At 57.6% G+C, this 12995-nt stretch carries 13 protein-coding genes; 12 read left to right on the plus strand and 1 reads right to left on the minus strand.

The window, feature by feature from the left end; genetic code table 11:
- Positions 1-224 precede the first annotated feature (224 nt).
- The gene (gene dnaA / locus QMN23_RS00005; protein ID WP_282001027.1) at positions 225-1565 is read right to left on the minus strand and encodes a chromosomal replication initiator protein DnaA; all 1341 of its coding nucleotides are present in this window, start codon (positions 1563-1565) and stop codon (positions 225-227) included.
- A 279-nt stretch (positions 1566-1844) separates the two neighbouring features.
- Here dnaA and rpmH point away from each other — a divergent pair, with 279 nt between their 5' ends.
- From rpmH to QMN23_RS00065, 12 genes are all read left to right on the plus strand, one after another.
- The gene (rpmH, locus tag QMN23_RS00010; protein WP_282001028.1) at positions 1845-1994 is read left to right on the plus strand and encodes a 50S ribosomal protein L34; all 150 of its coding nucleotides are present in this window, start codon (positions 1845-1847) and stop codon (positions 1992-1994) included.
- Between the two features lie 19 nt (positions 1995-2013).
- Positions 2014-2358, plus strand: coding sequence for a ribonuclease P protein component (gene rnpA, locus QMN23_RS00015; protein ID WP_432613108.1), 345 nt, complete (start codon positions 2014-2016; stop codon positions 2356-2358).
- A complete protein-coding gene (gene yidD, locus QMN23_RS00020; RefSeq protein ID WP_282001030.1) occupies positions 2352-2561 on the plus strand; it encodes a membrane protein insertion efficiency factor YidD in 210 nt (69 codons plus the stop codon). Before rnpA ends, yidD begins: the two co-directional genes overlap by 7 nt.
- 18 nt (positions 2562-2579) lie before the next feature.
- On the plus strand, positions 2580-4163 hold the full coding sequence (gene yidC / locus QMN23_RS00025) for a membrane protein insertase YidC (RefSeq protein ID WP_282001031.1): 1584 nt from the start codon (positions 2580-2582) through the stop codon (positions 4161-4163).
- Between the two features lie 22 nt (positions 4164-4185).
- Positions 4186-5556: a tRNA uridine-5-carboxymethylaminomethyl(34) synthesis GTPase MnmE gene (mnmE, locus tag QMN23_RS00030; RefSeq protein WP_282001032.1), complete on the plus strand. Its 1371-nt coding sequence runs from the start codon at positions 4186-4188 to the stop codon at positions 5554-5556.
- 143 nt (positions 5557-5699) lie between these two features.
- On the plus strand, positions 5700-7580 hold the full coding sequence (gene mnmG / locus QMN23_RS00035; RefSeq protein ID WP_282001033.1) for a tRNA uridine-5-carboxymethylaminomethyl(34) synthesis enzyme MnmG: 1881 nt from the start codon (positions 5700-5702) through the stop codon (positions 7578-7580).
- Entirely contained in the window at positions 7577-8233 is a 657-nt protein-coding gene (gene rsmG, locus QMN23_RS00040; protein ID WP_282001034.1) for a 16S rRNA (guanine(527)-N(7))-methyltransferase RsmG, read from the plus strand. The genes mnmG and rsmG overlap by 4 nt, the downstream gene beginning before the upstream one ends.
- Positions 8234-8548: 315 nt before the next feature.
- Positions 8549-9187, plus strand: coding sequence for a glycine zipper family protein (locus QMN23_RS00045; protein WP_432613086.1), 639 nt, complete (start codon positions 8549-8551; stop codon positions 9185-9187).
- Positions 9188-9251: 64 nt separating this feature from the next.
- Complete coding sequence (locus QMN23_RS00050; RefSeq protein ID WP_282001036.1) at positions 9252-9644, plus strand: YbgC/FadM family acyl-CoA thioesterase; 393 nt, start codon at positions 9252-9254, stop codon at positions 9642-9644.
- The gene (locus QMN23_RS00055; protein WP_282001037.1) at positions 9641-10648 is read left to right on the plus strand and encodes a glycosyltransferase family 2 protein; all 1008 of its coding nucleotides are present in this window, start codon (positions 9641-9643) and stop codon (positions 10646-10648) included. The genes QMN23_RS00050 and QMN23_RS00055 overlap by 4 nt, the downstream gene beginning before the upstream one ends.
- Positions 10649-10778: 130 nt before the next feature.
- The gene (locus tag QMN23_RS00060; RefSeq protein WP_282001038.1) at positions 10779-11081 is read left to right on the plus strand and encodes a hypothetical protein; all 303 of its coding nucleotides are present in this window, start codon (positions 10779-10781) and stop codon (positions 11079-11081) included.
- 214 nt (positions 11082-11295) lie between these two features.
- Positions 11296-12987, plus strand: coding sequence for an FAD-dependent oxidoreductase (locus tag QMN23_RS00065; RefSeq protein WP_282001039.1), 1692 nt, complete (start codon positions 11296-11298; stop codon positions 12985-12987).
- The last annotated feature ends 8 nt before the right edge of the window (positions 12988-12995 follow it).

Genomic DNA, 12995 nt, shown 5'->3' on the forward strand with positions numbered 1-12995 from the left:
CGTCCCTCCTTTTCAACAGAGCATCTTTATTAGCATATATCTTTTTTAAATCTTGTAGTAGTAGATATGTCCTGTGCATATGTTGATAACCGGCTAACCGGCTGACATCAATGTTTTTTTGACCGCCCGTTCGATGTTGAAAAGAACTCGTTTATCCGCAACCGGCTGGGGAGCAGTGGTGGATGCCGGGGATAAACTGCTCGTTATCAACAGCTTTGTCATTGTCAGGTCAACAGCCCTTTTTTAAGGGTGTCGATGGTACTTTTCAGTTCGAAATTCTGGCTGAGGAGCTTCTCGACTTTCTTGGTCGAGTGAATGATGGTTGAATGGTCCTTGCCGCCGAACTTTTCACCGATTTCTGGGTAGGATGCCTTGGTCAGCTCCCGACAAAGGTAGATGGCGATCTGCCGGGGCACGACTAGTGCCTTGAGTCGTTTGTCCGACTTCAGTTCGGTTACCTTGATCCCGAAATGCTCTGCAACGTATTTCTGGATCATTTCCACCGTAACCTCTTTGGTCTTGTCGACAATGATGTCCTTGAGCACTTCGCGGGCCATGTCGAGGGTAATGTTTTTGCCGGTCAGGCTGGCTACGGCGCCGAGTCTGATCAGCATCCCTTCCAGTTCTCGGACGTTGGAAGTGGCGCTGGAGGCCAGGAAGAGCGAAACATCGTCGGGCAGCACGATCTTATCGCTCTCCGCTTTCTTTTTCAGGATGGCGATCTTGGTTTCGGTATCCGGCGGCTGGATATCGGCGATCAATCCCCATTCGAAGCGCGACCTGAGTCGTTCTTCCAGTCCCGGAATATCCTTGGGGAACTTGTCCGAGGTGACGATGATCTGTTTATGCGATTCGTAGAGCGAGTTGAAGGTGTGGAAAAACTCCTCCTGTGTCCGCTCTTTGCCGGCGATGAACTGGATATCGTCGATCAGCAGGATATCCATTTTGCGGAATTTGTTGCGAAACTGATCCATCTTCTGGTAACGGAGGCAGTTGATCAGTTCGTTCATGAATTTCTCGGAGGTATAGAAACAGATCCGGGCCTTTTTGTTGCGGGTGAGCACATCGTTTCCGATGGCGTTCAGGAGGTGGGTCTTACCGAGGCCCACTCCCCCATAGATGAAGAGAGGGTTATATTTTCCGGCCGGGTTGTTGGCGACCGACTGCGCTGCCGCATGGGCGAACTGATTGCTGCCGCCACAAACGAATGTCTCGAAGGTGTACTTTGGATTGAGGTTGGTTGAATAATCCGCCTGGGGCTGTTGACCCGGCTCCGCGGCCGTTTTGGCAGCGTCACGTTTCGTAGCGGTGGATTGTTTGCTTTCCTGGGGAGTGATCTGCAGTTCCACTGTGTACTGGCTGTTGGTCAGCGAGCAGATCGACTCGATGATCATCGGCAGGTAGTGCTCCGCGATCCGTTCCTTGATGAATTCGTTGGGTACGCTCAGGATGAGGGTGTTTTTGTTTGCGCCGTTAAACTTGATCGGTTGAATCCAGGTGTTATAGGTCTGGTGCGTCAAAACTTTTGCCAGATTGGATTGCGCCTGGAGCCAAACCTCTTCCATAACAGACCTTCTTAAAATGAGTTATACACAGACTTGTCAACACCTGTTGATAACTGTTGCGGTTGCAAAATTTATTGCGTGGGACGGGATTTGCGCTGGGAAATGCGCACGATCTTGAGACATTGGGATACCGCAGACTAACAGAGCAGGTGGTAATTTGCAAGGCCAAATTGAGCCGCGGTCGGTAAATTTATACTTGACAGACACGGAGCTCTGTGATTAAAAATACCCTCTTGGCAAAATACGCTGCCAACCATCGAGATTCAGGGAGAACCAATCATGAAAAGAACATATCAGCCGAGTAACACGTCGCGGAAAAGGACTCACGGGTTCCTGGTCCGGATGGCTACCAAAAACGGCCGTCTGGTCATTAAGCGGCGTCGTGCCAAAGGCCGTAAGCGGCTCGCCGTGGCGGTTGCCGGTAAATAACGGGAATACGTCAATTTCGCTGTACCGGTTTACCAAAGAAGACCGTTTGCTGCGGAGGGCCGATTATTTGCGTCTCTCCACGGCAGCGCGCAAGTACCATACCCCGAGCTTCCTTGTCCTGTGTGCGCCGGGCCCGGAGGGGCGGAGGCGAATAGGCATCACCGTCAGCCGCAAAGTCGGGCCGGCGGTGACACGCAACCGGATCAAGCGTCTTGTCCGCGAATATTACCGCGTGCACAAGACGCTCTTTCCTTCCATTGACGTGAACGTCATTGCCAAGAAGGGAGCCGAGCGGCTCGACTACCGGGGTGTCTGTCAGGAACTGGATGGGGTAGTGGAGCGTCTGGCAGGCATTCAATGGTAAAAGTACTCATTCACTTAATTTCCGCCTACCAGCGTTACCTTTCCCCCTTCAAGGGTCAAGTCTGTCGTTTTTATCCTTCCTGTTCCCAGTATTCAAAAGATTCTCTCGCAAAGCACGGGCTCCTGAAGGGGCTCTGGTTTTCACTTGTCCGGGTGCTGAAATGTCATCCGTTTCATCCCGGCGGTTATGATCCCGTAAAGTAATCACTTCAGGAGTGTTCCATGGAAAAACGGGCTTTTCTTGCAGTTATGCTGTCGATTGCCTTCATATATGCTTATTCGGCTTTTTTCCAGCCGAAGAAGCCGGTGGTGGCAACGGCCGATAAAGTGCCTGCCCAGGCTCAATTGTCGTCAGTTCGCCCTGTCGCTTCTGCTCAAGCGCTGGCTTCTGCAGTTAAGGCACCTGCTGCCAAAGATGAAGAGGTTTCAGTCGACACGCCGGTCTATTCGGCGGTTTTTTCGACTCGTGGAGCCAGCCTTAAGCGCTTGGTCTTGAAAAACTATCGCGAAACTGCCGATCCTCGCGGGAAGAACGTATCGCTAGTCAACGAAAGCAGTCCCGATGAATTCACGCTTGCTACCAAGGCTGGCGGTTTTGGCGCTGATCAGGCTGCGTTGTACGTCCCGAGCACGCAATCCTTGTCCGTTTCCGGTGGTGAAAACAAGCAGCTTTCCTTTGTCTGGACCTCGCCAGCCGGCGTTACCATTACCAAGACGTTTACCTTTCACGGCGGCAAGTACGGAATCAATCTTGACTACCGGGTAGCCAATACCGGCGCTGCGCCGGCAACCGGCGTCATTCAGACAATGATGACCTTTCCTTTCCCACCGCAGGGAAAGGAAAGCCGCTTTGATATCCATGGGCCTGTATCCTTTGCACAGGAAAAGCTGCTCACCGAAAAGGTGAAGGACTTGGCGACCCAGCAGAAGAATTACCAAGCTCCGGAATGGAGCGGTTATGCGGACAAGTATTTTCTCTCCGCGATGGTGACGGTGAATGGCAGCATCTCTTCGGTTGCCATCGGCTCCACTCCCCGCGGTTATTTCGACTCGATTTTCAGTTCGCCGGCCATTTCGTTACCAGCCGGCGAGGCTCGGACCCTTGCCTACCGACTTTATTTTGGGCCCAAGGATCTTGAAATACTCAAGGCACAAGGAAACAACCTTGAGCGGGCGATCGACCTCGGTTGGTTTGCCGTTCTCGCCAAGCCACTGCTCCATACGCTGAAATTCTTCTACCGCTATACGGGCAACTACGGTCTGGCTATTATTATCATCACCGTGATCATCAAGATCCTTTTCTATCCGTTGACCCATGCCAGCTATAAGTCGATGAAAGAGATGCAGAAGCTGCAGCCGAAGATGAACCAGCTGCGGGAAAAGTATAAGAACGACCGTGAAGCGATGAATAAAGCCATGATGGAACTCTACCAGACGCACAAGGTTAATCCGCTTGGCGGCTGTCTGCCGATGATCGTGCAGATCCCGGTCTTCTTCGCTCTTTACAAGGCTTTGATGTATTCGATCGAATTACGCCATGCGCCCTTCTTTTTCTGGATTCAGGATTTGTCAGCCAAGGATCCTTACTATGTGACGCCGATCATCATGGGGGTGACCATGGTGATTCAGCAGAAGATGACCCCGTCGCAGATGGACCCGACGCAACAGAAAATGATGATGGCTCTGCCGGTTGTCTTTACCTTCATGTTCCTGAATTTTCCGTCCGGCTTGGTGCTTTACTGGCTGGTCAACAACATCCTGACAATTACCCAGCAGTATTTTATCAATAAGAGCATCAGTTCCTGAGATGCCCGTGCATAGGTAAGGAATGTATCGACACGACACGATAGCAGCTATCAGCACACCGGTAGGCGAGGGGGGGATCGGCATCGTCCGCGTGAGCGGCCCTGATGTGCTCCCCCTTGTCCGGCAGGTGATCCGGCGTTCCACAGACGGTGACTTTGAGAGTCACCGTTTTTATTATGGCATGTTGATTGATCCGCTGTGCGGTGATGCGGTCGATGAAGTGTTGGCGGTTGTCATGAAGAAGCCGCATTCCTATACCCGTGAGGACGTCCTGGAAATTCAGTGCCATGGTGGTTATCTTGTGACCCGTCGGGTACTCGACGTGGTCCTCGGCTGCGGCGTTCGACTTGCCGAACCGGGCGAGTTCACCCGCCGGGCTTTTTTAAACGGGCGGATCGATCTTGTCCAGGCCGAGGCGGTGATCGAGCTGATCAGATCGAAAACCGAGACTTCTCTTGCTTTGGCGCGACATCAATATGAGGGGCGCTTGTCCTCGCAGCTTCACCAAGTTCGCGACAGTGTCCGTTATGTCTTGGCCCTTCTTGAAGCTTTCGTCGACTTTCCCGAGGAGGAGATCGACCCGGTTCACTACCGCGATATTGACTCGACGGCCCGATCGGCTTTGCAATTGGTCGGAGACTTGATTGCCGGTTTTGCCGAAGGCAAAGTCCTGCGGGATGGGGTGTCGGTGTTGATCGCCGGCAAACCCAATGTTGGCAAATCGAGTTTGCTTAATACCCTGGTGCAGGAGAAGCGGGCAATCGTTACTTCCATTCCCGGCACTACCCGGGATATCATCGAGGAAGTAGTCAGTGTGCGTGGTCTGCCGGTGAAGGTACTTGATACTGCCGGTGTTCGCTCGACATCGGACCCGGTGGAGCGGGAAGGGGTGCAGCGCGCTCTGGAGCGCATTCCGCTCGCCGATTTGATTCTGCTGATTCTTGACCGCTCCCGGCCGCTTGACGAAGATGATCGTTTGTTGTTTGAAGCGGTTGCCGGGCATCGGTATCTGGTTGTCCTCAACAAGGTTGATCAATCGCCCTGTCTCGAGCTTCCGGCATGTTTGAACGGGGCGGAAGTAGTTTCCATCTCCACTCTGACGGGGGAGGGGATTGACGCGCTGCGCGAAGCGATCTTCAGCCAATTCATGCTTGGCAAGGCTGTCGATAGCCGCGAGTATGTTGTCGTTTCGCAGGTCCGTCACCGCGATGCGTTGCTGCGAGCCGAGCGTCACCTCAAGCAGTTCCTCGACAATCTCGATGCTGGTTTTGCACCCGAATTGCTGTCGGTTGATTTGCGTGACGTTCTCGGTGCTCTTGGTGAGGTTACCGGTGAGACTACTCCTGACGACGTGCTCGATATTATTTTTCAGCGTTTCTGTATCGGCAAGTGAGGCAGAGCTCGGTATTGCGCGTCGGGCCGGTCTGATGAGATGTTTCACGTGGAACGTTTCTTGTAACATGGCAGAGTTGTAGAATAATTTGTTGGGATACAGTATCCCTGGATGAAAAATGTGAAACGAGCAGGACGTAGAATATGGCTTATGTAGATTACGAAAAACGATATGACGTAATAGTTGTCGGTGCCGGGCATGCTGGCTGCGAGGCGGCCCTGGCCGCGGCGCGGATGGGCTGCGAAACCCTGCTGTTGACGATCAATCTCGATGCCATCGCTTTGATGTCCTGCAATCCGGCAATCGGCGGTCTGGCTAAAGGCCATCTCGTCAAGGAGATCGATGCGCTGGGTGGCGAGATGGGGAAGAATATCGATGCCACCGGTATCCAGTTCCGCATTTTAAATACTCGCAAGGGGCCGGCGGTACGCGCCTCGCGGGCGCAGGCCGACAAGCAGCAGTACCGGCTTCGGATGAAGAAGATCCTGGAGAACCAGGATCGGCTTGATCTGAAGCAGGGAGAGGTGACGGGCCTCGTGTTCGACCGCAGCACAGTCGGCGGGGTTGATACCAAGGTAGGCATCCGGTTTCGCGGCACAACAGTGATCCTTACCACTGGCACCTTTATGCGGGGATTGATTCATGTCGGGCTGACCCATTACGCCGGCGGCCGGGCGGGGGACCTTCCCTCGATCGGTCTTTCCGACCAGTTGCGCGAGTTCGGTTTTACGGTCGGCCGGCTCAAGACGGGAACGCCGGCACGGCTCGATGGCCGGACGATCGACTTTTCCCGGTTGGAGCCGCAGTATGGCGATGATCCGCCGCAACCGTTTTCGTTTGCCACCGGGCAGATCAATCAGTCGCAGCTGCCCTGTTATATCGCCTACACCAACATCCGCACCCATGACATCATTCGCGGAGGACTTGACCGTTCGCCGCTCTATTCGGGAGTGATCGAAGGGGTGGGCCCCCGCTATTGTCCCTCGATCGAGGACAAGGTGATGCGCTTTCCGGATAAGGATCGGCACCAGACGTTTCTCGAGCCGGAAGGGCGCGATACAGTCGAATACTATCCGTCGGGCCTTTCCACCTCGCTGCCGATTGATGTCCAGTATGCGCTCTACCGATCAATCGAAGGGCTTGAGCGGGTGGAAATCATGCGCCCGGCCTATGCCATCGAATACGATTATGTTGACCCCATTCAGCTCCATACTTCGCTGGAGACCAAGCTCGTCGCCAATCTCTACCATGCCGGGCAGATCAACGGCACCTCCGGTTATGAAGAAGCGGCGGCACAGGGTCTTATGGCTGGGATTAACGCCGCGTTGCGGGTCAGGGGGCAGGAGCCGCTGGTCCTCGGCAGGAGCGAGGCCTATATCGGCGTGCTGATCGACGACCTGGTCACCCTTGGCACGCGGGAGCCCTACCGGATGTTCACCTCGCGCGCCGAATACCGGCTGTTGCTACGGGAGGATAATGCTGATCTGCGTCTGCGCGAGTTTGGGCATGCCGTCGGGCTGGTCGATGACGCCGACTATGGGAGATTTCGGGAAAAACGGGCGCAGATCGCCGAGGAGATAACGCGGCTGCAGCAGACCCGGCTTGCACCGTCGACTGCAGATTCGACGTTTCTCGCCGACTTTGCCCTGACCGGCCTGCAGAATGCCCCGAGCTTTGAGCAGCTGCTCCGCCGACCGGATATCACCTATGCCGAGCTGGAGCGGATCGACCCGCTCGCGGCGGCGTTGCCGCCGGCCGTCCGGGAGCAGGTAGAGATCCAGGTCAAGTACCAAGGCTACATCGAGCGGCAATTGGAGCAAGTGGAACGGTCGAAAAAGCTGGAGGCAACCAGGATACCGACAGACGTGGATTACCAAGCCATTCCGGGCCTCTCCATTGAAGTTCGGGAGAAGCTGCTCAAGTTCAGGCCCGATACCCTTGGCCAGGCGTCGCGCATTCAGGGGGTAACCCCGGCGGCAGTCGGTATTCTCGCGCTGGCAATCAAGGCACGGGGCAATGCATGAACCAGTCGGCGCGTTCATTGCTGCTTCAAGGCGCGGCAGCATTTGGGGTGACACTGTCACCGCCACAGCTCGATGCGTTTGCGTGTTACGCGGCCGAGCTGAAGAAATGGAACCGGAAGATCAACCTGACCGCCATTACCGGTGATGTGGAGATCGTCCTCAAGCACTTCGTCGATTCGCTGAGCATCTGCCCGATTGTCGCTGGCGCGGGCAGCGTCCTTGATCTCGGCTCCGGTGGTGGTTTCCCGGTTATTCCGCTGAAGGTGATTGATGCGAACATTGAGGCGCTGTCGGTCGACGCGGTTGAAAAAAAAATCATCTTCCAGCGTCATGTCGGGCGGCTGCTCGGTTTGTCGGGCTTTACCGCCCTGCACGCCCGGGGCGAGGTTCTGGCCGAACGTTTTGCCGGCCGTTTCGATTGGGTGGTTTCCCGCGCCTTTGCCGATATCCCGACATTTGTCCGGATGGCGTTGCCGCTTTGCGCTGCCGATGGCAAAATCCTGGCAATGAAAGGGCAGGCGGGGCGGACGGAAGTCGAAGCGGCGCAAGGCGAGTTGACCGGGTTGGGATTGAAGGTGGTCGAGCTGATTGAGTTCACATTACCGCAATCAACGGCACAGCGAAGCCTTGTTGTTATTGGAAAAAACCAATAATGTGTGAATTGTAGCGAAATGGGCCAAATTTGTCATTTCAGCCGGTCCGGATAAAAATCAGGCTCCGGTATGCCGGAAGAGGAAAATGCGCCGTAGACGGCAAATACGCGCCTTAAGTTTGTGCCTAAAATTTGGGCATTTGTATCCGCTAGACCCGTTGCACGGCAAAACGGGCATGTTATGCTTGAGCATGCATATTGATCCGATTCCCGGGAGATTGCCATGTCAAGAAAGCAATTAGCTGTATTGCTCGTGACACTGTTGTTCTGTTCCGCCTGCACGGCATATAAAAGTCAATATGTCGGATTCCGGCCGGTGGAAGACTATGCGAATCGCCAAGTCATCGACGGAGTCAGCGTCGCGGGCGAAGCGTTCGCCGAACCCGGTGCCGCCAAGGATGCCTTCGGTTTCGACGTTGTCGGCGCGGGGGTGCTGCCCGTACAGGTGGTGATGAATAATCGCGGCAACAGTGACCTGGAGATTGTTGCCGCACAGACCTTTCTTGTTACCGATGCCAACCGCTATTTTCCGGTCATTCCGAACAGTGTCGCCATCGACCGGCTCGAAAAATCGACCCAGCTCGCTTCGTTCTTCGGCAAGGGGGCCGGCAAGGGAGCGTTGCTCGGCGCCGCAGGGGGGGCAATCCTCGGCACGGCGATCGGCATCGTTTCCGGCAGCAGCGTCGGCGAAGCTCTCGGTAAGGGGGCGGCAGTCGGTGCCGCAGGCGGCGCGGTCATCGGCGGGGTGAAGGAAGGGACCTCCGATGAACGGGAACGGAGCATCATCGATGATATCCGCGACAAGGGGCTGGAAGGAAAGGAGATACCGCCCGGCAGCCTGGCCAGCGGTTTCCTGTTCTTCCCTGCCGAGGCTGGAACAGCGGCGGCGTTGAAGATGCAGTTGCGTGACCGCAGCAGCGGCAAGATCTTGCCGGTCACGCTCACCTTCAGGTAACCGCGCCAGCTGGTGGCGAAAAAGAGGCCTCGCGCCTCTTTTTTTTAAGCAGAGGAGATAGTTCATGGAGTTTCGCGTCTATTACGAAGATACCGACGCCGGAGGGGTGGTCTATCATGCCCGCTACCTCGGTTTTCTCGAACGGGGCCGGTGCGAGTTCCTGCGAGAGCGGGGACTGTCGGTCAAAGGGCTGGCAGAGCGGGACAACATCTTTCCGGTAATCCGGATCGAAGTCGACTTTCGTGCGCCGGCGGTTCTTGACGATCTGCTGCGGGTCGAATGCGAGGTGGTTGAGGTTGGCAAGACGTCCTTTACGTTAGGGCAGCAGGTGGTGCGGGCCCTTGACGGCAAGCTGCTCGTCAGCGCGCTGGTGACGCTGGTCTGTGTTGGCCCGGGGATGAAGCCCAAGCGGCTGCCGGCCGAATTGCTGCAGGCCCTCCGCCCGGAGACGCCGTGAAGCAACCGAAAATCTCGGTGCTGATGCCTCTCCGCAACGAGGCAAAGCATCTCCCGTTGGCTCTCACTTCGCTTTTTCGGCAAACCGAGACGGATTGGGAGCTGGTCGCGGTCGATGACGGTTCGCATGACGGCACCGAGGGCTTGCTACGCGCGGCGGCCGGGCTAGACCCGCGGATTCGGGTGACCCGCAATCGGGGAGAGGGATTGGTAGCCGCGCTCAATCACGGCTTGGCACTCTGCCGCGGCGGGCTGGTGGCGCGAATGGATGGCGACGACGTCTCCCATCCCTGGCGCTTTGCCCGGCAACTGGCCTGCCTGGAGGGCCACCCGGAGCTGGGACTGCTGGCCTGCAACTTTCGGCACTTTCCCCGCCGGGAAGTCGGTCTGGGCATGCAGCACTACGAATCGTGGCAAAATGGCCTGCTGACCCATGAAGCGATCATGCGTGACCTCTATGTCGAATCGCCGTTCGTCCATCCGAGCGTGATGGTGCGGCAACAGGTGCTGGTGGCAGCCGGGGGGTACCGGGAGCGGGGCTGGCCCGAAGACTACGATCTCTGGTTGCGGCTGGCGGCTGCCGGGGTTCGGTTTGCCCGGCTGCCGGAGGTACTGTTTTTCTGGCGCGAGCATCCGCGGCGCTATACGCGGACGGCCAAGCAGTGCAGTGCGCAAGCTTTCCGGGCGTGCAAAGCACATCACCTGCGCCACGGCTTTCTCGCCGGAGTGAATGCGGTGACGCTGGCGGGGGCGGGGGCGGAAGGCCGGGCTTGGCGCCAGGTCCTGGCTGCCGAAGGGGTCGCAGTTGAGCGCTGGCTTGATGTCGACCCGCGCAAGATTGGCAGGGAACTGCACGGCGCGCCGGTGGTCTCGCCGGAGCAGGTCCGACGGGACGGGCGGAAAATCCTCGTCACGGTAGGGACTCGCGGCGCCCGGGCCGCGCTGCGGCAGTGGGCGGCCCGGGTCGGCCTCGCCGAAGGACGCGATTATCTCTGCGTCACCTGATGGGCTACGGCCCTTCGCCGCATCCGGCGCGGACATTTTCCCGGCCGGGGCCGGCCGGCGGCCTGTCACCAGCCGAAAAAAGCGTGGCGGGCAGGAAAGCGCCAAACTGCCAGTATGAGAGGGGATGCCCATGGGGATCAAACTAAAGCCATCGGATCTTTTCAACAAGTATCACAAGGATGTGGCACATCGTGACGAACCGAAATTCGTCGGCAAGCCGGACCCGGCGCCGTTCAACCGCGATGATATCTACGAAGTGATCCCGCTGCTTGAGGCGGTGATGGACGAACTTGGCACGCTCGATGGCCGGGTGCTCAATGAGCTCGAAGACATTATGCTGCAGGAGATGCCGCGCTTCGTCGAGCGGCGTGACGAGGTGTTCGACTACCTCGTGGAAACGGCGCGCGATCGCTTCGGCTGGGAAAAATGCTGAGAAGAACAGCCCGCAGCGCGGCTGCGGGGCGCTGATTGCCGCAGCCCAGGAATTCGGCAACGCTGGGGTGGCCGTTTGCCGGGGGGGCGTTCAGTGGCCGGACCCGCGTTCCGAGTGCCGGCCGGAATGCCCATAATGGGTTGTTTTCCGGGAAGAATGGTATTATAGTATATGAAATTTTGAATATAATTGCGTCACGACGGAGGAGAAGGCGATGGGGAACAGGATCATTGTAATCGGCGCTAATGCCGCCGGGGCCAAGGCGGCCGCCAAGGCGCGGCGCATCGACCCTCGGGCAGAGATAACGGTGGTGGACCGGGGGGAATTCATTTCCTACGGGGCTTGCGGCATTCCCTATTACGTTTCGGACACCGTCGCCGACGTGAAGGAGCTGATGAGCACGCCGGTGGGCGTGGTGCGGGATGCCGCCTTCTTTCGCAAAGTTAAGGGGGTCGAGGTAGTTACCGGTACGGAAGCGGTAGCCATCGACCGGCAGGCGAAGACCGTAACCCTTTACGAGCGAAGTACCGGCCATACCGTGGTTCGGCACTATGACCGGCTTGTGCTGGCAACGGGAAGTTCTCCGTCGATTCCGCCGCTGGAAAACATGGGCTGTCCCAATATCCTGACGGTCAAGACGCTCGAAGATGCCCAACTTATCAAGGAAAAAGCTTCTCCCGACAAGAGCGTCTGCATCGTCGGCGGCGGCCTGATCGGCCTGGAAACAGCCGAGGCGTTGCGGGAGCGGGGCATGGCGGTAACGGTGGTAGAGATGCGCGAGCAGCTCCTACCCGGAATTCTCGACCCCGAAATGGCCCGGCTGGTAGAAAAACATCTCCAGGAAAAGGGGGTGACAGTGCTGACCGGCTGTACCGTCGCCGGCTTCGATGGGACGACCCGGGTGGAGAAGGCGATCACTACCAAGGGGGAGGTACCGGCCGACCTGGTCATCCTGGCGCCGGGAGTGCGGCCCAACGTTACCCTGGCCCGCGAAGCCGGGCTGACGATCGGCGAGACTGGCGCCATTGCCGTCAACGAACGGCTGCAAACCTCTGATCCTGACATTTACGCCTGTGGCGATTGTTGCGAGACGACTCACCTGGTCACCGGCCGGAAGATTTTCGTCCCCCTCGGCAGTACCGCCAATAAGCAGGGCCGGGTGGCCGGCATCAATGCCGCCGGCGGTTCTTCCACCTTTCCGGGAGTGCTCGGTACCGCCATCGTCAAGGTCTTTGAGATGAATGCCGGCAAAACGGGCCTTACCGAAGCCGAGGCCCGCAACCTTGGCTACCAGGTAGAAACCGTGCTGGCCCCGGCACCGGACCGGGCCCACTTCTTCCCTGGCGCCAAGCCGATCGCCCTCAAGCTGGTGGCCGACAAAGCGACCGGCCGGGTGCTCGGTCTCCAGGCGGTGGGCCTCGGTGCCGTGGACAAGCGGATCGATGCCGCCGTCGCCGCCATCACCTTCGGCGCTACCGCCGAGCAGTTGGCACAGCTCGATCTGGCCTATGCCCCCCCGTATGCGGCGGCAATGGACAACCTGATCGTCGCGGCCGATATCCTGCGCAACAAGCTCAGCGGCCATGCCCGCGGCATTACCCCGGCAGCGGTGAAGAAAAAGCTGACCGAAGAGGATGACTTCATCCTGCTGGATGTCCGTTCCCCCGGCGAGCACGAGGAGGTGCGGATTGCCGGTGCCAAACTGATCCCCCTCGGCGCCCTGCGCGAAAAGCTGGAGACGCTGCCGCGGGATAAAGAAATCGTTGCCTTCTGCAAGGTCAGCCTGCGGGGCTACGAAGCGCAGAAAATTCTTGAAGCTGCCGGGTATGCCGACGTCAAGTTCATGGACGGCGGAATTCTCACCTGGCCCTATGAGCTGGAAAAAGGGGCGCGGAAGGCGGAATGAGCCGCCTT

This window comes from Geotalea uraniireducens, from assembly GCF_027943965.1.
In the GTDB taxonomy this organism is placed as follows: domain Bacteria; phylum Desulfobacterota; class Desulfuromonadia; order Geobacterales; family Geobacteraceae; genus Geobacter; species Geobacter uraniireducens.